This window comes from Paenibacillus polysaccharolyticus (assembly GCF_900102085.1).
In the GTDB taxonomy this organism is placed as follows: domain Bacteria; phylum Bacillota; class Bacilli; order Paenibacillales; family Paenibacillaceae; genus Paenibacillus; species Paenibacillus polysaccharolyticus.
This window is the reverse complement of the sequence record NZ_FMVM01000007.1, coordinates 96,744-118,317: the sequence shown is the minus strand read 5'-3', so window position 1 is coordinate 118,317 and position 21,574 is coordinate 96,744. Positions and strand designations below refer to the sequence as shown.

The window sequence follows — 21,574 nt, the reverse complement described above, 5'->3', positions numbered from 1 at the left end:
GAAGGCGGGTGATGAAACATGAGCAGAGAACAAAGTCTCATTCTAATGCTGGATGCTGCAGCCAAAATGCAGTGGAACATTGCGTTAATTCTGGAAGCAAAAGCCATTGAGGCGGAAAAGGTACGGAATTGGACGCTGAATCATCTGAACGGGGACAGCTTTTTAACTCATGGCGATCAGGTTGGTGAACCCCTTAAAATGCATGAGCAACTGGTGGAATTGCTGGAAGGATTAACGCGCATGGAAACGGGACTGTGCAACAACCTTAAAGCTGTGATGGTCCAGAATGACAGCGAAGATGGCGGCGGAATGGACGGGGGCATGTTTGGCGGCATGGATCTCGGGGATCTGGAAAAATGAGTCTGTTGCAGCGTGAGCAGGAGGTCAAACTGGCACTCATCGAATCGATTGCACATAGCCAGCAGGCGCTCGCCCGCATTCTGGACAGTGTAGCCAGTGTGTCTTCTCATTCGGAAGTATCCGCCCGCAGTCTCGCGGAGAATATACGTCTGCTTAGTCGTTATCAGGAAGAGATGTCTCGTATGATCACGGGGATCAGGCTGGCCCGAATTCGCCATGGGGAGCCGGGTCTGCCTTGGCTCAAAGACCCCGGATGTGTCGTTCGTACCGCCGGGGACCTACAGGAGGAATGCTGATATGTTAAAAAAGAAGTCCAGATTAAAATCCAAACGTGCTTTATTAGCGCGTGGTGCCCGCTTGCGTAAGATCCGCAAGTTGCGTGCGCTGAAATCTAAACGTGTCGTTCACAAGCGCACTGGCAAAGGACGTAGCGCGTGGCTGAAAAAAAAGAAACGTACGGTGCAGAGGCACCGGAACAAAAAACTTGTTCGACCTGTCGCCCCGGTTACCCCTACCGATCCAAACCCGGACAGTGCGTACAGTCAGGGATACAACGAGGCGTACAACGAGGGATTCAACGCGGGTTTCGCCAAGGGATTCGAGGACGGACATCAACTGGCATACAAAGCGCAGTAATCGATGGAGTTGTTCAAGACATAGCTAATACTGACAATGCTATAAAAGATACAGATGATCCGGATAGTTCGGCTAAAGAAAAAAGCGAATGACAACCATATCTCGATGATTGCTTATGGAGAATATACAGGTTAAGGCTACAGCCCGGAGGGACAGATCCCTCCGGGCTATTTGCATGACCGCAGTAGCGGACATGCCCGTGCAGGCGAACATGGAGGGCAGACGCCAATTTTGAGCCTTGCAGGACACCCGTCCATGATGCATCTGACCCCGAGGCATATCCTTTAGAGGGAAGACCAATCTCGTGGAGAGTCAGGAATGAGATCTCCTTGAAGGAAGACAGGGTGAAGAATGTGGCAAAACGAAGACACCGCCCGCTGACTGAAGCGGAGGCGGCCTACCGCGGCGGATATGCAGAAGGCCGCAGGTTTGGCGGCTGTCAGGCCATCATGGAGCGGGTGCAACCGTTCGAACCGACCCTGCGGGACATGAAGGTACTGTATATCCCGCAGGGATTCGATGCCATTGATCAGGGTGTCATTCTGGCACTGCAACAGTCGGTTCGAGAATGCGTTGTTGGATCGCCAGCAGCGATGTTGCAAGAAGCCAGCCAACACCGGCCTGATGTTGTTCTTGTGATGAACGGTCTGCACGTATTTCCCGAGAATCACCTGGAGCAGGTGAAGGGAATACGTGAACTGGGGATTCGAACGGCGGTATGGTTTGTCGATGATCCCTATTTCACGGAGGATACCGCGACCATCTGTCAGCATTACGACATCGTGTTTACTCATGAAGAGGCAGCTGTGCCCTTCTACACAAACCAGGGAGCACGACGGGTCATTTACATGCCACTGGCAGTAAATCCAGGCATGTATCATCCGTGCCGCACCGAGCCGCAATATCAATACGATGTTTGCTTTATTGGCACTGGATTTTGGAACCGGATTGATCTGTTTAATCAGCTTGCACCTTACCTTGCGGATAAAAAAGTGTTCATTGCCGGAAGTCAGTGGAATCGGCTGGCACGGCTGGATGTACTGGGGCAGTTCATTCACGAAGGATGGATTGACCCGGAGGCAACGGTTGATTATTACAATGGCGCCAAAATCGTGATTAACGTACACCGAACTTGCGAGAATGGTGAGGATAATCGAAACACCCATCATTTACAGGGGAGATCGATCAATCCGCGCACCTATGAGATCGGTGCCTGTGGCACGATGCAGATTACCGATACTCGCGGAGATTTGCCCCGTTATTATCAGCCAGGGTATGACATTGAAACGTTCTCCTCAGCGGCAGAATTGCAGCGCAAGATCCACTATTACTTGCATCATGAAGAAGAACGCCAGACTCTCGCTTGGCGAGGTCTGCTCACTACCATGAATCGTCATACGTTTAACCGCCGCATTACCGAGTTGTTAGGACATCTGTAGTGTCTCTTCAGTGGAAGGGCAACCTCAGGAAGCAACGTTATCCCAAATAAAAAGGAGTGGCGGTATGTCTATCAAACACCGTAAAACCAGAAAGGTTCATCAACCACCTATACTCAGCCTGGCAGATCAGGCTCGTAAAAATGGAAGGCAGGCCGGATTTGACGCAGGCAAAGAAGAAGGGTATCTGCGGGGCCGCGCCAACTATATTGTAAATTGTGCTCAGGAGCCGCTACCTTTCCGGCAACTTCATGTGCTCTATGTTTCTTCGGGTAAAGGCTTCCCTTACTCTCCGCTAGATGAAGCCATTATGTCCACGCTTCAGGGGATGGTTGCTCAGGTGACGCTGTCTGATCCTCGCCAGCCGGTCTCTCAAGTTGCACTGGAAACTCGTCCTAACCTGGTGCTTGTGCTGGACGGGATGGATATCCCTATCGAGCAGATCGATGCCATACGTCAAGCGGGTATTCAGACGGCGATCTGGCTCACAGATGATCCGTATTATACGGATATGACTCTGGAGATCGTGAAGCATTATGATCATGTATTCACACTGGAACTGAATTGTGTAGAACTGTATCGCCAGCATGGCTGCGCATCCGTGCATTATATGCCTTTTGCCGCTTTTACGAACCACTACTTCCCAATCACAACCCCTTCCCCACTGAAAAGAGATGTCAGCTTTATCGGCTCGGCATACTGGAACCGCGTATATTTCTTCAACCCGATTATGCCGCAACTCATGTCACATAATACAGTCTTTAACGGCATCTGGTGGGATCGACTGCCTGACTATACGGCTTATGGCGAGAAAATTGAGCTGGGTCGCTGGATGAGTCCTCAAGAAACAAATGATGTGTACAACGGCACCAAAATCGTTATCAATCTGCATCGCTCCCATGAGGATGACTCAGTCAACAATAATCAGATCAAAATTCCGCCAGCCTCACCAAACCCGAGAACGTTCGAGATTGCCGCCAGCACAACATTGCAGTTAACCGATGCACGCGACGATCTGGCGCGTTTCTATAAACCAGGGGTAGAGATCGAAACGTATTCTTCACCGCAAGAAATGCTTGAGAAAGTCGATTATTACCTCGCACATGAGAAAGAGCGGCGTGAGATTGCCCTGCGTGGGCTTGAACGGACATTAAAAGATCACACGTATGATCGAAGAATCAATGAGTTGCTAAGCATTATATTCCCTTAATCTCGGCCAGGAGGAGGTGTGCACAGTGCCCCGTATCAGCTTGTCTGTTGTATACGGGGTCCGTGTGCGGCCATGGCAATGAAACCAAAACTGATGCTGTTTTCCCATGTGTGTAATACCCGCAGTATTACAGGAGCGGAGAAGCTTTTGCTTCATTTTATGAGAGAGATTGGCACGATCTTTGAATGTGTGCTTGTTGCACCGCAGGAAGGGAAACTTACCGGACTTGCACGAAGGTTTGGCATTCAGGTTCATATATGTAATTTGCCGATGCTTCACGGTGTGTACACACCGTATCAGGGGATTGCACAAGATGCGGAACATCTGCGGCACACTCCGGCATTTCAGGATGCGCTCTGGCTGATCCGAAGTCACGAGCCGGATATGGTTTTGACTAATACCTGCGTGAATGTCATGCCTGCTGTAGCAGCAAAATCGCTCGGGATTCCAGTCATCTGGAAAATTACCGAGATTATTCAAACGAATGAGCACACACCTGAAGCGATCCAGATGATTGGCCGGTATGCAGACTGGATTATCGGGATTTCCGAGACAGCAGCGTTACCGTTCAAACAAGCAGGTATGAGTGACAGGGTGACGATTATTCCTCCGACATGGGAGCCTGCTCTGCCTGCACCGGACCGCTGGCTTCATCTGCGTGAGCGAAAACGTAAGGAGCTTAGATTCAAGTCTTCGCACACCTGTATCGGTTATATTTCTTCCTTTATATATGATGCCAAAGGATTAAAACCCTTTGTTGATATGGCACTGAAGCTGTGTGAGACTCATTCACGCTGTCGCTTCTGGATCATAGGCGCACCGTCAGACAAAAAGTATTACGACGAATGTGTTTATCAGGTGAAACGCTCCGGGTATGCAAGGCGCTTTACGTTTACCACGTTTGAGGAAAATGTATCGTTGGCCTACTCCGCAATGGATATTGTGGTCATTCCCAGCATGGTAAAAGAAGGCTTCGGTATGACTGCGCTGGAGGGGCTTTATTTTGCCAAACCAGTCATCGCTTTTGCCCAGGGTGGCCTCAGTGAATTGATGGAATCCGTAGGCAGCGGTGCATTTCTGGCTCCGCCTGGGGATAGTGATGCACTCGTTACGCTGGCTACGACATTACTGAATGATTCCGAGCTTGCTTCCGATACCGGATGGCGTAACCGGACAGAAGCGGAAAAGCTGTATGGAATCGAAACCTACCGGGTGAAGTTGCATACGATGGTCACACAGTGGTTATTGCGTTTTCCCGGATGGTTCACATATATCCAGCCACCGAGTGGTCCTGTGCTGGCGTGGGGAGAAGGCGGACTGCGTACAGTGATGAATCCCGATCCGGCCCTTATTCGAACGTTGTTGCTTCCAGAGAGTATTGTACAGCTTCTTCCTCGTTCTTCGTTGCCTCCGATAACCGTAACACAGCAGGGAGAGGGGGCAGGGAAACCCCGCGAAGAAGATCAACGGACTGAGCCAGAAATTCTTGTAGGTAAACGCCATCGTAAAAAACAGGTTCCCACTTCTCGCCGCAAGCTCAAAGAGTTGAAACGAACGATTCAAACCGGGAAGAAGAGCCGTTCGGCTCGTACTCGTAAAGTCAAAAGGCGGCACACATCTGGCTCGAATTTGTCCACTCGCAGACGCTCTTCCAGGAACAGACGACGTAGCCGGACGGCACGCAAAGGTTCCAAGTCACGGTAATAGACAAGGTTCATAACGCACGTTAAAAGAGAGGGACTTTAATACAAGAAAAGGGGTTTCTAACACACGACAGAAGGCAGGGATGACGATGAAGATCATGACGGTGCTGGGTACGAGACCTGAGATTATTCGACTCAGCCTGATCATTTCCAAGCTGGACCAGTATGCGTCCAAACATATTCTGGTGCACACGGGACAGAACTTCACAGAAAGTCTCAGCGGTCTTTTTTTCAAGGAAATGGGTCTGCGTGCCCCGGATTACGTTCTTCAGGATGAAGCCGCCTCATTGGGGCGACAGCTGTCCTCCATGTTTACTCAAATGGAAGATTTAATTCAGCAGGAGAAGCCTGACAAATTGCTCCTGCTTGGAGACACCAACAGCGCTTTGTGTGCGGTACTTGCTGAACGTATGGGTATTCCGGTAATTCACATGGAGGCTGGCAATCGTTGCTTCGATCTGGATGTGCCAGAGGAGAAAAACCGCCGCGTGATTGATGCGATCTCGACCATTAACATGCCTTACACCGAACAAAGTAAGAAACATCTTGTCAGTGAAGGTGTGCCTAGCCGCCGCATTGTGCTTACGGGCAATCCGATCTACGAGGTGATGGAACATTACGGTCCACAGGTCAATGCCAGCAAAATTCTGAAAAAGCTCAAGCTGAAGCCCGGACAATATTTTCTCGTTACCGCTCACCGGGCTGAAAATGTCGATCACCCTCCTCATCTGCTGGAGATTATGAAAGGGCTAAATCAAGTCGCGGAGGAACATGGGCAACGCGTGATATGCAGCATTCATCCGCGAACAGCGATTCGCATTGCCGAACATCTGCAGCTGGAGATGCATCCGCTGGTGGAATTCCATGAGCCGTTTGGATTTTTCGACTTTGTCATGCTGGAGCGACATGCACGCTGTGCGCTCACAGACAGCGGAACGGTTCAGGAGGAATGTTGCATCATGGGGGTGCCTACCGTAACGATGCGTCGCACGACAGAACGTCCGGAAACGGTAGACTGTGGCAGCAATGTGGTCTCCGGCCTGGATGCCGCCCGCATTGCGGATTGTGTGAACGTGATGACCAAACTGCCAAATGACTGGGATTGTCCGCAAGGTTACAAGGCAACAGATGTGTCCAGTAAAGTGGTCAAATTTCTGCTTGGAGGGAAAATGCATGTTTGAAAATAAGCGTATACTCGTGACTGGCGGTACGGGATCATGGGGGTATGAGCTTGTCGCTCAACTGTTGCCCCAGCAGCCAAAAGAAATTATTGTGTACTCTCGCAACGAGTCCAGTCAGGTAGCGATGAGCCGTGATTTTGAAGACCCGCGCCTTCATTTCCGCATTGGTGATATTCGTGACAAGGATGCCTTGACGGCGGCCTGCCAGCATGTGGACTATGTTTTCCATCTGGCTGCACTGAAGCATGTACCGGTATGTGAAGACCAGCCTTATGAAGCACTCAAAACAAATGTGATCGGCACACAGAATGTCATTGAAGCGGCGATTGAAAATAAAGTGAAAAAAGTCATCTATATTTCGACCGACAAAGCGGCCAATCCTTCGAACTTCTATGGAATGACCAAGGCGATCGGTGAGAAATTGATTGTTTATGCGAACCTGCTTCATAGTGATACGAAGTTTGTCACGGTACGGGGCGGCAATGTGCTCGGCACCAACGGCAGTGTAGTGCATCTGTTCAAAAACCAGATTCGCCAAAAAGGCCAGGTATCCATTACGGATATGGGCATGACCCGGTTCTTCCTTACACTTAAGGACGCGATCAAACTTCTGTTCAAAGCCTCGGTAGAAAGTGTTGGCGGCGAAATCTTTGTTATGACGATGCCAACATGCAAGATTGTCGATCTTGCCGAGGTTCTCATTGAAGATTCCGGTGTAGAAAACGTAGCGATTGTAGAACGTGGCGTTCGTCCAGGTGAGAAAATCCATGAAATTCTGATGAGTGAATTCGAGAGCATGACGACGGTTGTCTACGACGAACAGTATCTGGTGATTTTGCCTACGCTCGGCATTCCAGGATTGCGTGAACATTACACCAACTGCCCACCGGTGCCATACAGCAGCTTTAGTTCCGAGCACCAACTTATGACCAAAGAAGAGATTCGTGAAATTCTGAAGCGTGGAGGGTTTCTATCATGAAGCTGCTGATTCTTGGGGGAAACGGAATGGCCGGCCATATTCTGGTCGACTATTTCCGCCGTCAAGGTGTGCATAGCGTCTTCTACACCACGCGGGACGTGACTGATCCGAATGGGTTGATCCTGGATGTGAATGACAGCTTCATGGTCGACAGGCTTGTAGAAGCGGTGCACCCGGACGTCATCATTAACGCGGTTGGTGTGCTGAACAGCTTCGCGGATGAAGATAAAATTGGCGCCTATCATATCAACGGTTTTCTGCCGCATCGCCTGCGGCGGATGGCCGATTCCATTGGTGCACGTCTAATCCATATCAGCACAGACTGTGTATTCAGCGGTGATCGCGGAGCATATCGGGAGGACGATGTGACGGACGGTACGTCCTCCTATGCGATTACGAAAGCACTCGGTGAAGTACAGGATGAAGGGCATCTGACGATACGGACGTCCATTATTGGACCTGAAATCCGGCAGGGTGGTATCGGTCTGATGCAGTGGTTTATGTCCAGCACGGGTGAGGTCGGCGGGTACACACGTGTCTTCTGGAATGGCGTAACCACACTTGAACTTGCCAAATGGGTAGACCATTATCTGGATTCTCCAGTCAGTGGCCTGATCCATCTTGCTCATCCTGCACCAGTCAGCAAACATGATCTGCTTGTATTGTTCCAGCAGGTCTGGAATAAACAGGATGTGAAGATTATACCGGATGATAACATGGTTCAGGATCGCACGCTGCTATCCACCCGTGAGGATGTGAAGACAAACCTGCCGGACTATTCAACTATGCTGAAGGAGCTGGCATTATGGATGGAGCAGAGCTGACGGGCAAAAAAGTACTGATTACAGGCGCCTCCGGTTTTACAGGACGACATGCTGTAACCTATTTTCAAGGTGCCGGTGCGGATGTTGTAGCCGTTGTTAGGCGGCCGGATGTATATTCGTTTGGTAAAAACGTGGACGTATATGTCTGTGATCTCAATAATAAGGAACAAGTTCGTGAACTGATTCAGGAGATCGAGCCGGATTATGTGCTTCATCTCGCTGGCAAAAACTCGGTACCAGATTCCTGGGCTGATCCACTGTTAGTGCTCGAAACGAACGTAATGGCGGTGTTATACCTGCTGGATGCTCTACGCATCTGTCCGAAGGCGAGAACGGTAATTGTAGGGTCCAGACTCAAGTACACACCGGAACCTGGGCGCATACCCCAGCCACCACATCCTTACAGCTTAAGCAAAGCGCTGGAAGAGATGGTGTCACTGTCTTGGAAGTCCCTGTTCGGTCAGCAGATCATGCTGGCAGAACCGGGTAATCTGATCGGTGCCGGGCCCTCTACGGGCATCTGCTCTCTGCTTGCCCGCCATGTGGTTGCTTGTGAGCAGACGGGCAAAACAGAAGCGTTTCGTCTATCCGGGCGAGATAATACACGTGATTTTCTGGATGTACGGGATGCGGTTCGCGCGTATGCTACCTTACTGGTGCATGGCACCAGCGGAACCGTATATCCGGTGGTGTCCGGGGTGGAACGGAGCCTTGGCGAGATCGCTGATCTGTTGATGTCGATGACAGAAGCCAAAGTACCGATCCGCTGGGATGGTACTTCATCTGGGCCGGATGGAGCAGGGAAACAAGAGGAAATGTCGGAACTGCGCAAATTGGGCTGGCAACCGCAGATCACATTTGAGGCATCACTACGCGATATTTTGAGTGATGTTCGTACCCAGCAAGGGAGGACAACAGGATGAATCCGCGTGTATCCATCGTGATTCCGTTCTACAATTGCCCTTACGTGCCGATGGCGATTCAGAGTGCGCTGGATCAAACCTATCCCGAGGTCGAGATTATCGTTGTTAACGACGGCTCAACAAGACATGCGGAGCTACTCCAGCCTTATCTGCCCCGGATTAATGTACTGGGCAAAAGCAACGGCGGCACCGCCTCTGCACTGAACCACGGCATTCGGCATGCTTCGGGGGATTATGTGGCTTGGCTGAGCTCGGATGATTTCTTTTATCCTGATAAAATTCGTTACCAGCTTGAATTCATGCAACGTGAAAATGTTCTGGTCTCCCATACGAATTTTCACTATATCAATGAACATTCGGCGGTGACCAAAATGCATGGCGGGCCTGAGCCGATGTCTGAACTGGATTGTCTACGCCGTTTTAATGGCGGTAATCCGGTCAACGGATGCACGGTCATGATTCGTAAGGATCTATTCAGCGGCGTAGGGCTGTTTGATGAACTGTTGCCTTATACCCATGACCTGGATCTATGGCTGCGAATACTGCTTAATGGTCATCGCTTCCCGTACCTGAATGAGCCGCTAACGGCGTATCGCTGGCATGGGGGGATGGGATCGGTGCGTCATGCGGACGTGATCGGCAGAGAAGCGTCCATGGTCTGGTCGAGGTATCGCGAACCGTTGTTGCAGCGTATTGCTGCACTCGGCGGGTAGCGTAAGGGGCCGTTATGAAGCCGCGTAGCGTGCTGATTAGCGGCTTCTTTGGCGCAGCCTTTTGGTAAGAGAGAGGTTAGGATATGGGACGTACGCATAATCATGAGCTCTATATGCATGAGGATGCCGAAGACTGTGACGGTTCTGCGATACGCTGCAAAATGTACGTTCACCCTGCTGTGAATGCCCGATACTGCGGGTTGAAACCTTCATATACTGGAGGAGACGCAAGAGTTTGCTTTGCACAGATTTGAGGAGGAAGGGGATACCCGGATGGAGCCGAAGGTTTCGATCGTGATTCCTTTTTATAATTGTCCATATATCGAGCAGGCCGTTCATAGCGCCCTTCACCAGACGTATCCACATATTGAGGTGATCGTGGTGGATGACGGATCGACCAAACATGTGGAGCGGCTGGATTCGTTTATGGATGAGATTCATTACATTCGCAAAGAGAATGGCGGCACAGCGACCGCGCTCAACGAAGGCATCAAACATGCAACAGGGGACTACTTTGTCTGGCTCAGCTCGGATGATGTGATGCTGCTGAACCGGGTGGAAAAACAGTTGAAGTTTATGCTTGATGTCCAAGCGTCGTTCTGTCATGGGGCGTATCATTACGTAAATGAGCATGGCGAATGGCTGGATACGGTGCAGCCTGAGGTGGGAAGCCGTCTGGAAATGTTGCAGGTGCTGATGGAAGGCTGCCCGATTAATGGATGTACGGTAATGGTGGAGATGGAGGCGTTTGAGCGCTTTGGGGTGTTCGACACGGATTTTCGGTATACGCATGATTATGAGATGTGGCTGAGATTATTCCCGATGTATGAGCTGTTTTACTTTAATGAACCACTGATGTGTTACCGGCTGCACGAGTCGATGGGTACGAAACGTCATTTCAAGGAACTGGTCGCGGAGATGGAACGTGTTCAGGAGAAACACCGTCCAATCTTGCTTAATTTGTTGCACGTTGGCGGGTATTGGAAATGATGGGCGATTGCAATTGTAGGTCTATCTAGCAGAGCAACATGGATCAGCAGGATGATTAGCTAAAATACGGAGTATGAGGAGCGAACACCTGAGCAGCAGTGGAAGATGCTACTCAGGTATTCGCTCTTTTTTTGAAAAGGATGAGATAGCGAAATTCCTGTATAATGAACGGTGACTTGTACATAGAAGGGACTGAATGATGCGCAGATATCAATATTGGATAACCGGACTATTAACTACTAATAATGGAGGTTAACGTATTGATTACCGAATTACACACGACAAGACTACATTTAAGTCAAATGAAAGCTTCCGACTCGACTGAGCTCTTTCAGGTATGGTCTGACCCAGAGGTCGCCATGTTTATGAATATTTCCCCGTTCTCGGATGAAAAACAAGCGCTGGAGATGATTCAGTTGCTCGCTGATCTGGCTAAGGAAAAGAAGGCTATCCGCTTCTCCATTATTGAAAAGGAATCGGGTGTGATCATGGGCTCCTGCGGTTATAACTATCTTGATAATGAACAAGCTAGAGCCGAGATCGGGTACGATCTGGCCAAAGCTTACTGGGGTAGAGGGTATGCAATGGAGGCTGTATCTGTTCTATTAACTCACGGCTTCTCTTCTTTGAAACTCAATCGGATTGAGGCAAAAGTTGATCCCCGTAACGTGAGCTCTATTAAATTGCTGGAGAAGCTAGATTTCACACGGGAAGGAACGTTGAGAGGTTACGAGAGAGTGGGAAGTGGAGCAGAACCAGGTTCGATGGATACGTTTAATGATCTGTATATGTATTCAAAGTTGGCATCCGATTAATTAGAAAAAAGTTGAGGTATGAGTAGATTATGAAAAAAAGAAGCTACAGATTTAGATCTGTGGCTTCTTTTTGTAATGCTTGCACATTAGCCTTGAAGAGGCTGCTCAGGGAGCAATTTTTTAGTCCTTTTCATTCAAAATAACCATGGATACCGGATCGGGAAACACATATCCTTTCGGAAGCTTTTGCATAAGTGCGTTCATCGTCTCGTAATCCACCTCAATGTGGGGCGTGGAGACGGGAACGGAAAACCAGCGATTATACAGATCACTTGGAACAAGCAAGGTCATGCCCGGAGTCCTCCTCTATAGATCGCTTCTTGATATACATCCAGTGTACGTAACCCCATTTCTTCCAAGGAGCGATGCTGTTCAGCCCATGATTTGGCGGCGGCTCCTACCTTTTTGCGAGTTGCATCATCCTCAAGCAGCGCATGCAGCAGCTCGCTGAGTGAATCGGCATCTTGCGTGGGAACAACCCACCCGGTGTGCCCCGGTTCAACCATTTCGGGCATGCCCGCTGTGCCGCTGACGATGACTGGAACGCCTGCAAGCTGTGCTTCGGTAACAGAAAAAGGCTGTGTGTCCTGAAGGCTTGGCTGCACATAAATGTCCGCATGTTTGAGAAAAGAAGGGATGTTGTCCAGCTTGCCCCAGAATACGATATCTTCGGCAATACTAGCGTTAGAAGCCTGACCACGTAACTCATCCAGCAGATTGCCTTCTCCTGCAATCCAGCACACCCAATCCGAACGTTTGGTCTTCAGGCTGGCGAGCGCCTTGATCAGCACATGAACCCCTTTGATATACTCAAGTCTTCCGGTAAAAGCAATAACCTTCTTGCCCGCAGGTGCGCGATGAGGGAACCTGGCAGCGGCAGCTTTACGATAATTCGGCAGATCGACAGCATACGGAATTTGTCTGAATTTGGACTCCGGCACGCCGAGTTCAGTCACCGTGCTTTTAATCCAGTGACTCGACACCAGAATCAATTCAGATTGCGCCGCGCTGCGTTGCTCCAGTGAGAGGAAATAACGTCCGCGTTTGGATTGCAAATAGGCAGATAGTATTAACTGTGGGTTGGAATTTTGCTCATCGTAGAACGCTTCGCGAGCAAGAGCTCCATGGTAACTTGTAACGAGCGGTATGTTTCGCTTCATAATCCGTTTGATCGCTACAGCTGCAACAGGGTCTTGAGCATGAATAACGTCATACTGTTCCACGCCAAGATAGGAAGCAGCCATCTCAAAAGCATATCTGTTCAATTCGTAATAGGCCAGCAGTGAGTCAGCTGTGAATTGTGGAAGGTCGGTTGGGTTAAGCTTGGCTTGCAGCATGGGCCATACCAGATCTTTCGAGAATGAATGATTGAGATTACGAACATATACTTCATTTCTGGCGCTGTTTGTGCCCATGATATCCACTTCAACACCGAGGGCACCGAGTCTGTCGGCGAGTTGTTTAATATATGTCCAGATGCCTCCCATATGTGTAAGTTCCCAATACGTAACGAGCAGAACTCTCATAATGACCTCCTTGTCGCGGCCTGCACAGGCCGAACTCCTATCCTGTTATTCTATGAAATAAACGGGAGTTCAGGTCGGGCATCCGTTGCAATCCTTAAAATTAGGTGACTGTACATGCCAATGGACGAGAAGAAACATATTCTGTCTACAGGGAGAATTGCGAAGAATTCAGGCTCCGCAGGAGGGATACAAGATGGCCGTATATATTATCCAGATGCATGAGAATTTGCTTCAGACGTTTATTCCTGTGAAATATATGGATGTGGAAGTTGCTTATGTTGGAGATGGGGAAGGAACAGATATATACGTTGGAGTAGGCGGAATTTACGGAGAAATGTACCGAAACTTATTTCATGTAAACCCAGGCTCCGGAACGGCAGCAAATAGTTATGTCATTCATAATCTGAATGTGTCCGGCGAAATCTGTGAGTTGAAAATCATAAGTAATAGTTCTGTACCAAACCATCTGTTGATTCGAATCTACTGTCGTAGCGGGGAAGGACAGCTCATCGGTGTATTGTCGGAGCATCAGATGATCAAACTTGCTGATTAATGTGTACACAACGATACGGAGCAGGCGAGAGGCCTGCTTCTTTTTTTTGTCGTTTTTTTATATAAAACGGTGCCTTGAAAAATAGCTTGACAGCAAAGGTATTTTCATTAAAATTAAACCAGTATAAAACGAAAGTTTAAAACAATGATTTAAAACGATGGTTTGAAACAATCGTCATTATAGGCAGTCCGCAGGCCGGGTCATCCTGAAGCCATTGCGACGCCGGAAAAGAGAGTGAATGCGTGAAACAACAAACATCAGTACCACAGGAGACAGAAGAATTTTCAATTAAGACGATTATCCTGCCGCTTCTATCGATTATCGTCGGCATGATTATGGTCATTCTGGACAGCACGGTCGTTAACGTAGCTATTCCAAATCTGGTACAGTACTTCGAGACAGACCTGAAAACCATTCAATGGACAGTTACAGGGTATACACTCGCCTTGTCCGCTGTAATTCCACTAGCAGGATGGCTGACCGACCGTTTCGGGGCCAAAAGAGTATTTTTATTCACGATTGCCATGTTTACCCTTGGCTCTGTATTGTGTTCGATTGCTCAATCCCCAGAGCAGCTGATTCTATTTCGTGTCATTCAAGGACTTGGCGGAGGTATGGTTGCTCCAATCGGGATGGCCATGGTGTTTCGTCTGGCTCCGCCAGAACGCAGAGGTTCCATTATGGGGATGCTCGGTATTCCGATGCTGCTTGCTCCTGCGCTCGGTCCGGTATTGTCCGGCTGGTTTATTGAATCGGTCAGCTGGCACTGGATTTTCCTGATTAACCTGCCGATTGGTATTGCGGCTTTCATTCTCTGTGTTCGATTCTTACCGGATACCGACCGTGGTCGTACACCTGCTCTGGATTTGCTGGGAATGATTCTTGCACCAATTGCTTTTTCCATGCTGGCGTATGGTGTAAGTGAAGGCGGCACGAGCTGGACGTCTGCGACAACACTTACGGGTGTTATTGTTGGCGGAGTAGCGCTTATCCTGTTTATTATCGTAGAGCTTCGTCAAAAAAATCCGTTGCTTGAGCTTCGGGTGTTTACCTCTTCCGACTTCTCCAGAGGTATTGTCCTAGCTTGGGTAGCCCAAGTGGCTTTGTTCGGCTCCATGATTCTGATCCCGCTCTACTTGCAGCAGATCAAAGGATACACGGCACTCGAGACAGGACTAATCCTGTTGCCTCAAGCGCTGGCTTCCGGGATTTCCATGCCACTGGGTGGCCGATTGTTTGACAAGATTGGAGCAAGACCGCTCGCCTTTGTAGGTCTGGGTATTATTTCAGGAGCGTTGTTTATTTTGTCCTCGATTACAGCTACGACAGGGCTAGGTCTTATTATTACCGCCTTGCTTATGATGGGATTTGGTATGGGCTTGTCCATGATGCCACTGAACACACACGTATTGAATGCGGCACCGCGTAAACTGGTGGCCCGTGTGACACCATTAACTGCTGCTGCGCAGCAGGTTGTTGTTTCCTTTGCGGTAGCGGGTCTGACGGGATTCCTTACCTCTCGTGTGACAAGCAACACAATGGGCACGGAAAAAGCAGATATCGTTAACGGACTGGTGAGCGGATTCAATGATACGTTTCTCCTCGCGGCGTGTATTGCGCTATTCGGTTGTGTGCTTAGTCTGATTCTGCGTAAACCGAAGCGTACGGCTGAACCGGAACCGGAATTACAGACAGGAGATAGTCCTGACCCTGCGATGATGATGGGACATTAATAGATTTCCAATATATAACAAATTTAAGGCAGTTCAGAAGCATATGCTCTGGACTGCCTTTTGATTACCCAATTCTCGATATAACTTGCACTAATTTATTTACACAGAAACGGAGAGGACAGAAAAAACCAGGAAAAGCGGAGCTAAAAGCTTTCTGGAAGAAAGTTGCTTCGGAAGGATTCGCTTCGCCTTTATCACCGGATTTTTCCCTTTGGAAAAGGGAATCCAAAAAATCTGGGGATAACAGCGATTGGATGGTTATTCTGTCATCGGAGTGGTCCGTGTAAATCATACATAGTTCAAGTTAATCAGTCGTTCAATGAAAAATTCTCAACGCCGTCATCATTTCGCGGAAAGAGGCTGCGTATCGGTCGGGTGAAAAGGATATACTCAGATGCTGTCTTCCCTGGATACGAATATATTCCCGAAGTTTCTTGTTGTTCATTAGATCCATTGCCTCGTTTACTGCGGCATGCACATCGCCAATCGAATAGAATTTACCCGTTTTGTTGTGAGTAATAAATGAACGAACGCCATCCGAATCTGTACTGAGTACAGGGCAACCACAGCTAATGGCTTCGGCTACGGCATAACCGAAACCTTCGAGTAAAGAAGTGGATAACATAATCCCTCCTGAAGCAGCAACCATGGAATAGAAGGTTGGCATTTCCGAGTGGGGAACGTTCACAAAGATCCCGATGCGATCTTCTAATCCATACTCGGCGAGCAGATGCCGAAACATGACCTCATCTTCCGGATTAGCCAAGGTGGGATCGTGGAAGAGCCACAGCCTGGCTTGTGGTTTCTTTTTAATAATCGCATGGGAAATTTCGAGGAACTCACGCCAGTTTTTGTTGTGCTCCAGACGTCCGACCCACGCAAGAACCGGGTAAGGCGGAGTGTCCACAGCGATCGGGGCAAAAGCATCCGTATCCAGCATGTTGGGGATGACAAAACGATGAAGCCAAGGGCAAATATGGATGAACATATCCAGTAGATGATCGGTTGGGGGTATTACAGCAGCATCGCAATGAGCTTGAAGGTAGGGGACGGCCATTTCAATGGTTTCCAGTGCTTGTTCTCGCGTGCCTAGACCTTGTGCTTCAAAAATAATCCGTCCTTTGTAACCCAGACCTCTCAAACGGCCAGGCATGGCAATATCCGAAGTGGTAATAATGGCATCATAGTGCTGACTATGGATCAGATGATGAATATCCTGGTCACTGGATGCGGTGAAAATACGAGTATCACTGTTATTCTGCAAGCCTGAACCTGTATTTAAATACAATAGATGTGCCTCTATGCCATGACGTTTCAATACAGCAGTTCGCAGTCGGTTAAGCGTATCTACACCGCCGCTGGGAACATAAAACGTGAACAATACTTTCACACGATTCACCCTCTGACTTTTGGTCAGGAGCTCATTCTCCTGTACTGTATGTTACGTATGACCCAAGGGCGGGGTGTGGGTACAATGTTGAAAGTTCACAATTTAGACAAAAAAAATTAAGCTTTATTTTAAGTGATCTTAAGCTGAGGCTAGCCTACATCCCATATCATACAAATAACTTCCCGTGTTGTGTTTAATCGCGCTACATGGGTATTTTTAACGGGAAAGGATGAAGGACGTGCTCGAAGTGAGACAGGTGAGCAAAGTGTACGAAGGCCAGCGCGGTGTGCACCAATTGGACTTCACCATGGAGCGAGGCGAGATCGTTGGATTTTTGGGACCCAATGGTGCTGGCAAAACGACGACGATGCGAATGATTACAGGATATCTGCATCCAACAGAAGGTTCAGTTCTGGTCGATGGTGTATCGGTCCATGATCAGGGGCGTAGTGTTCGCTCGAAGATTGGGTATCTTCCAGAAACGCCGCCGCTTTATCCGGATATGACGGTGCAGTCATATCTTAAATTTGTCGCTAATCTGAGGGATGTTCCGGCGCGTGAGGTCAAACTTCGGATTAGTGAGATGGTCAGCAGGCTGGGATTGCAGGGTAGGGAAAAACAACTGGTGCGCGGATTATCCAAAGGTTATAAACAGCGGCTGGGATTAGCAGGAGCGATCATACATAAGCCAGACCTGCTGGTGCTGGATGAACCTACCTCTGGACTTGATCCGAACCAAATTATCGAGATTAGAGATTTGATTCGGGAACTGGGTGAAAATCATACCGTATTACTTAGCACGCATATTTTGCCTGAGGTAAGCACACTATGTAACCGAATGCTGATTATTAATCAAGGGAGGCTTGTGCTCGATGGATCTCCGCAGGAACTTGGGTCTGCAGTGGGAGAGCGTTTCAAAGTGTCCCTTGAAGTCAAAGCAACGGAGCAACAACTGCTACAGGTGCTGAATCCTTGGGAGAAGGCAAAAAGTGAAGTTATTCCATTATCATCAACCTCTTCGTTGTCTTCATCCTCTGATAGTAATCTGGAAGCAACAGCAAGTGAACTAGCAGGGGAAGATAATATAGCAGTTTCAGTAGCAGAGACAACCGATACACCAGATGCAGGCGATACAACATCTCATGTAGCTTCTACTGTTCACGTAAGGCTCACCGGGGAAACGTCCGAGGATTTCCGGGAAGAGCTGTTTTATCTGTTATCGGGTGCAGGTTTGCCAATTCTGGAGATGAAACGTGAAAACCTGAGCTTGGAGCAAATATTCCTGAAGTTAACAACGTCCGAACCAGAAAACTATAATGCTGCAGACGCGCAGGACGTATCTGATCCCAAGGTCTCGAATCGGGGTTCAGAGGAGGGAAGCCAATGAGAAGAATGCTGGCAATCTGTAACAAGGAGCTACAGGCGTATTTCCTGTCACCAACCTCTTATTTTGTTTTTGCCGTATACGTGCTGATGACGAGTCTGTTGTTTTACTCCAGCTTTGTATATGTTCAGCCGAGCATTGTAGACTATCGCCTGGTCTTGGGTGATACATTGTCCATGCTACTTTTTGTCGTGCCATTGTTAACGATGCGACTCGTTGCAGAGGAGTTCAGGCAGGGAACAGACGAGTTACTGTTGACTTCACCGACACGAGTGATCGAGATTATTTTCGGAAAATATTTGGCTTCACTGGCCATTTTGCTCGTGCTCATTCTGTGCAGTCTAGTGTATCCATTCATCATGTCTTTCTACGGGAAGCTGGATCTGACATCCGTCTGGTTGTCTGCACTTGGTTTGTTCTTCCTCGGCGCCAGCATGATGGCGATTGGAGTGTTTGCTTCCACGTTGTCTCAGCATCAGATGGTGTCTGCGGTGGCGGGTTTTATTATGTTGCTCGTTTTGTGGATGCTTGATTCATTCGCAGGTAATACGGGGTCCACTTTACAGAAATGGCTTGATCCGTTTGCGCTGACAAAGCACTTTGACAACTTTACCAAAGGTGTGCTGAGCGGACCGGATGTTCTATATTATGTCACACTTACGGGTGTGTTTTTATTGTTAAGTATTCAAATTGTGGAACGGAAGCGGTGGAGGTGAGAAGATGAAAAAATGGTTAAGTCATACCAACAGTACCGTCTTGTCCGTTGCGGTGATTGGCATCTTTATTTTGCTAACCCTGTTCCTGAATTCGCTTGGCGGCTTCCAGCTCGACCTGACCTCGAATAAACAATATACACTATCCGAACAGTCCCTAACGGCGATCAAAAATGTCAAAGATGATGTCAACATTCTCGTGTTAACGGTTGAAAATGCAAACAATACTGTCCTGAACCGCGAAGTGGCGGATATGGTTGAAGAATATACTAAACGCAGCAGTAAGCTGAAAATGAAACAGTACAACTTGACGCAGGAACCTGCGCTTGCCTCCAAATACGGGATCACAGGTAGCTCGATTGTGCTGGAGCAGGGAGACCGGCATAAGGTCATTGATATTGCCAGCTTGTTCACTGCGAACGGGGACGGTAGCGACGGGTCTTACCAGTTTACGGGTGAGGAGAAATTAACACAGGCACTGATGAACCTTTCCTCTACGGAGACGAAAAAAATGGTATTCCTGACCGGACATGAAGAACTAAGTCTGGATCAGATGGGCACTTTGCGATCTTCACTGGAACAGAATAATGTCACAACAGAGGAGTTGCAACTGAATCAGGCTGGTAAAGTACCTGAGGATGCCGATGTACTCGCTATTATTGGGCCACAGCGTGATCTGAGTGATGCTGAGCTTAAGGCCGTACGGACATATATGAGCAATGGAGGTAAGCTGTTATTATCCCTCGGTTTTGCAGAAGATATGAAGTCCAGTTGGAAGAATATCGACGCATTGATCGCTGACTACGGTGTAGTTGATGAGCATGCAGTTATGGTGGATAACAATCAAGCCAGTACAATGGGCCCGCTGTGGGTGTCCCCTGAGTACGGAAGTCATGCGATCACAGACAAGCTTGCTCAGAACAAGCTGTACCCGATGCTGTCTCTGTCGATTGCACTAACCAGCAAGGAGCAGGACAAATACAAGCTGTCTCCGTTAATGCATTCCTCGGATGACAGTTACGGAGAGACCAATATTAGCGGTTTGCTGCAAAATGAAACGAACAATGACAAGGAGGTGGACATCCAGGGCCCTGTCGAACTCGGTTATGCCGCGGATACGTTGGATGGCAAACCCAAAGCCGTCATTCTGGGGTCGTCCATTTTCATGCAGGATTCGGAAATTGCGAGTGGCGGCAATCGGGATTTCATTTTGAATACCGTGAATTATTTGAGTGAAAAACAAGACGGTCTGACGATTCGTCCACGCGTACAGGCTGGTTATGAGATAGCGTATCTGAATGGTCAGCAGGCCAGAACGATCTTTTTTGTAGCGATTGTGGCATTCCCGCTTATCTTTGTGATCATCGGTGTACTCTTATGGTGGAGGCGCAAACGGGTATGAAAAAAATAATACCAACATTGGTGGTCGTTGTTATATTGATTGCAGGCTGGGTGTATGCGGCCAATCAGAATTATTTTCGAGAAGAAGAGGCCGTGCAGGCCAAACTTCTTGGTATATCATCAGCAGATATTCAGGCGATTACACTGCATGAGGGGACTGAAGATAAGTCCGGAACAGGTACAGATTCAGATGCTGTGTCAACGTTAGAACTAAAGGACGGCATCTGGCATATGACTGAGCCGAAGAACTATCCTCTTAATGAGTACAGTGTTGGTAGTTGGCTCGATGCGATGAGTAGTGCTGACCAGGAGATGGTTGTCGAAGAGTCGCCAAAGGATGTTGAGAAGTACGGCTTGGGCACTGCGGCTACACGTCTGGATATTAAAGTGAAAGATGGGCGTGAATTCAAGATTGCTATTGGTAACCAGTTACCTGCGGGGGATGCACATTATGTTCAGGTGAATTCAGGAGCGGTGGTTGCTGTGAAAAATGATGCGGTGACCAACATTGCTCTCACACGCCGCCAACTGCTGGATACAACTCCATTTAATATGGATGAATCTAATGTGCGTACGCTGGAATGGGAAGGCGAAGCATCAAGCTGGATGTTGAAGGCATCAGCAGAAGGGGATACGGCGTCTGAACATACGTGGACCATCAATGGAAAATCCATTAAGGCAGAAGATGCGATATCGCTGATCGGTCAAATTAAAAATTTGACTACCGCCGATGACGTTCGTAAGGCGTCCGAATTAAAAGATGCGATTCCTCGATCCACTTTGTCAGTCCAGCAACAGGTAAACGGGAAAGAGACGACTACGGTATATCGATTGCTGACGACCTCTTCCGAGCCAGATACCATCTGGGTGATCACTCCGGATGAAGGGTGGGCCTATGCGATGGATGCGGCTGGTCTGAAAGAAGTGGAGAAGGATGCGGAAAAGCTCAAAACTTCCACTGTATCTTCAGAGCCTGCAACGTCCCAGACATCTTCGAAGAAGTGAGGTAAGTTAGAACAGAGCAGTGTTGCTATAGATGCAGCACTGTTTTTTATTTTGCAAGGGAAAAAGTACAAAGTAAAATGACACAAACCTATAAAAGTG

The 21,574-nt window shown here is 48.5% G+C and carries 22 protein-coding genes; 19 read left to right on the top strand and 3 right to left on the bottom strand.

Annotation, left to right across the window (positions count from 1 at the left end; genetic code table 11):
* The first annotated feature begins 18 nt into the window (after window positions 1–18).
* The 13 genes from BLQ13_RS11345 to BLQ13_RS11285 all read left to right on the top strand — a co-directional run bounded on the left by BLQ13_RS11345 (window position 19) and on the right by BLQ13_RS11285 (window position 11,770).
* Window positions 19–360: an alpha-helical endospore appendage domain-containing protein gene (locus BLQ13_RS11345; protein WP_090919289.1), complete on the top strand. Its 342-nt coding sequence runs from the start codon at window positions 19–21 to the stop codon at window positions 358–360.
* Complete coding sequence (locus tag BLQ13_RS11340) at window positions 357–656, top strand: hypothetical protein (protein WP_090919286.1); 300 nt, start codon at window positions 357–359, stop codon at window positions 654–656. Before BLQ13_RS11345 ends, BLQ13_RS11340 begins: the two co-directional genes overlap by 4 nt.
* Window position 657: 1 nt before the next feature.
* Complete coding sequence (locus BLQ13_RS11335; protein WP_090919282.1) at window positions 658–996, top strand: hypothetical protein; 339 nt, start codon at window positions 658–660, stop codon at window positions 994–996.
* Between the two features lie 344 nt (window positions 997–1,340).
* Window positions 1,341–2,435 (top strand): CgeB family protein, encoded by a 1,095-nt coding sequence (locus BLQ13_RS11330; protein WP_090919279.1) that lies wholly within the window; start codon window positions 1,341–1,343, stop codon window positions 2,433–2,435.
* A gap of 64 nt (window positions 2,436–2,499) precedes the next feature.
* The gene (locus BLQ13_RS11325) at window positions 2,500–3,642 is read left to right on the top strand and encodes a CgeB family protein (RefSeq protein WP_244159292.1); all 1,143 of its coding nucleotides are present in this window, start codon (window positions 2,500–2,502) and stop codon (window positions 3,640–3,642) included.
* A 72-nt stretch (window positions 3,643–3,714) separates the two neighbouring features.
* Complete coding sequence (locus tag BLQ13_RS11320; protein ID WP_244159291.1) at window positions 3,715–5,346, top strand: glycosyltransferase family 4 protein; 1,632 nt, start codon at window positions 3,715–3,717, stop codon at window positions 5,344–5,346.
* A gap of 88 nt (window positions 5,347–5,434) precedes the next feature.
* On the top strand, window positions 5,435–6,526 hold the full coding sequence (wecB, locus tag BLQ13_RS11315; RefSeq protein WP_090919756.1) for a non-hydrolyzing UDP-N-acetylglucosamine 2-epimerase: 1,092 nt from the start codon (window positions 5,435–5,437) through the stop codon (window positions 6,524–6,526).
* Window positions 6,519–7,505, top strand: coding sequence for a polysaccharide biosynthesis protein (locus BLQ13_RS11310; RefSeq protein WP_090919276.1), 987 nt, complete (start codon window positions 6,519–6,521; stop codon window positions 7,503–7,505). The genes wecB and BLQ13_RS11310 overlap by 8 nt, the downstream gene beginning before the upstream one ends.
* Window positions 7,502–8,329, top strand: a complete 828-nt coding sequence (locus BLQ13_RS11305; RefSeq protein WP_090919273.1) for a dTDP-4-dehydrorhamnose reductase family protein — start codon at window positions 7,502–7,504, stop codon at window positions 8,327–8,329. The genes BLQ13_RS11310 and BLQ13_RS11305 overlap by 4 nt, the downstream gene beginning before the upstream one ends.
* A complete protein-coding gene (locus BLQ13_RS11300) occupies window positions 8,311–9,252 on the top strand; it encodes an NAD-dependent epimerase/dehydratase family protein (RefSeq protein ID WP_090919271.1) in 942 nt (313 codons plus the stop codon). The genes BLQ13_RS11305 and BLQ13_RS11300 overlap by 19 nt, the downstream gene beginning before the upstream one ends.
* Complete coding sequence (locus BLQ13_RS11295) at window positions 9,249–9,965, top strand: glycosyltransferase (RefSeq protein WP_090919268.1); 717 nt, start codon at window positions 9,249–9,251, stop codon at window positions 9,963–9,965. The genes BLQ13_RS11300 and BLQ13_RS11295 overlap by 4 nt, the downstream gene beginning before the upstream one ends.
* Window positions 9,966–10,238: 273 nt before the next feature.
* On the top strand, window positions 10,239–10,955 hold the full coding sequence (locus BLQ13_RS11290) for a glycosyltransferase (protein ID WP_090919265.1): 717 nt from the start codon (window positions 10,239–10,241) through the stop codon (window positions 10,953–10,955).
* 260 nt (window positions 10,956–11,215) lie between these two features.
* On the top strand, window positions 11,216–11,770 hold the full coding sequence (locus tag BLQ13_RS11285) for a GNAT family N-acetyltransferase (RefSeq protein WP_090919262.1): 555 nt from the start codon (window positions 11,216–11,218) through the stop codon (window positions 11,768–11,770).
* A 120-nt stretch (window positions 11,771–11,890) separates the two neighbouring features.
* Here BLQ13_RS11285 and BLQ13_RS28515 read toward each other — a convergent pair whose 3' ends face one another.
* Window positions 11,891–12,061 carry a hypothetical protein gene (locus BLQ13_RS28515; RefSeq protein WP_167375712.1) on the bottom strand — a complete coding sequence of 57 codons (171 nt, stop codon included), beginning with the start codon at window positions 12,059–12,061 and terminating at the stop codon, window positions 11,891–11,893.
* Entirely contained in the window at window positions 12,058–13,296 is a 1,239-nt protein-coding gene (locus BLQ13_RS11280; RefSeq protein ID WP_090919259.1) for a glycosyltransferase family 4 protein, read from the bottom strand. Before BLQ13_RS11280 ends, BLQ13_RS28515 begins: the two co-directional genes overlap by 4 nt.
* A gap of 193 nt (window positions 13,297–13,489) precedes the next feature.
* Here BLQ13_RS11280 and BLQ13_RS11275 point away from each other — a divergent pair, with 193 nt between their 5' ends.
* On the top strand, window positions 13,490–13,849 hold the full coding sequence (locus BLQ13_RS11275; RefSeq protein ID WP_090919256.1) for a hypothetical protein: 360 nt from the start codon (window positions 13,490–13,492) through the stop codon (window positions 13,847–13,849).
* A gap of 242 nt (window positions 13,850–14,091) precedes the next feature.
* Window positions 14,092–15,582 (top strand): DHA2 family efflux MFS transporter permease subunit, encoded by a 1,491-nt coding sequence (locus BLQ13_RS11270; RefSeq protein ID WP_090919253.1) that lies wholly within the window; start codon window positions 14,092–14,094, stop codon window positions 15,580–15,582.
* 316 nt (window positions 15,583–15,898) lie between these two features.
* Here BLQ13_RS11270 and BLQ13_RS11265 read toward each other — a convergent pair whose 3' ends face one another.
* A complete protein-coding gene (locus BLQ13_RS11265; protein ID WP_244159290.1) occupies window positions 15,899–16,972 on the bottom strand; it encodes a glycosyltransferase family 4 protein in 1,074 nt (357 codons plus the stop codon).
* A 238-nt stretch (window positions 16,973–17,210) separates the two neighbouring features.
* On the opposite strand from BLQ13_RS11265, the gene BLQ13_RS28820 reads away from it, so the two are divergent.
* The 4 genes from BLQ13_RS28820 to BLQ13_RS11245 are packed head-to-tail and all read left to right on the top strand — an operon-like array spanning window position 17,211 to window position 21,475.
* Window positions 17,211–18,359 (top strand): ABC transporter ATP-binding protein, encoded by a 1,149-nt coding sequence (locus tag BLQ13_RS28820; protein WP_244159289.1) that lies wholly within the window; start codon window positions 17,211–17,213, stop codon window positions 18,357–18,359.
* Complete coding sequence (locus BLQ13_RS11255; RefSeq protein WP_090919248.1) at window positions 18,356–19,072, top strand: ABC transporter permease subunit; 717 nt, start codon at window positions 18,356–18,358, stop codon at window positions 19,070–19,072. The genes BLQ13_RS28820 and BLQ13_RS11255 overlap by 4 nt, the downstream gene beginning before the upstream one ends.
* A 4-nt stretch (window positions 19,073–19,076) precedes the next feature.
* Entirely contained in the window at window positions 19,077–20,471 is a 1,395-nt protein-coding gene (locus BLQ13_RS11250; RefSeq protein ID WP_090919244.1) for a GldG family protein, read from the top strand.
* Entirely contained in the window at window positions 20,468–21,475 is a 1,008-nt protein-coding gene (locus BLQ13_RS11245; protein ID WP_167375711.1) for a DUF4340 domain-containing protein, read from the top strand. The genes BLQ13_RS11250 and BLQ13_RS11245 overlap by 4 nt, the downstream gene beginning before the upstream one ends.
* The last annotated feature ends 99 nt before the right edge of the window (window positions 21,476–21,574 follow it).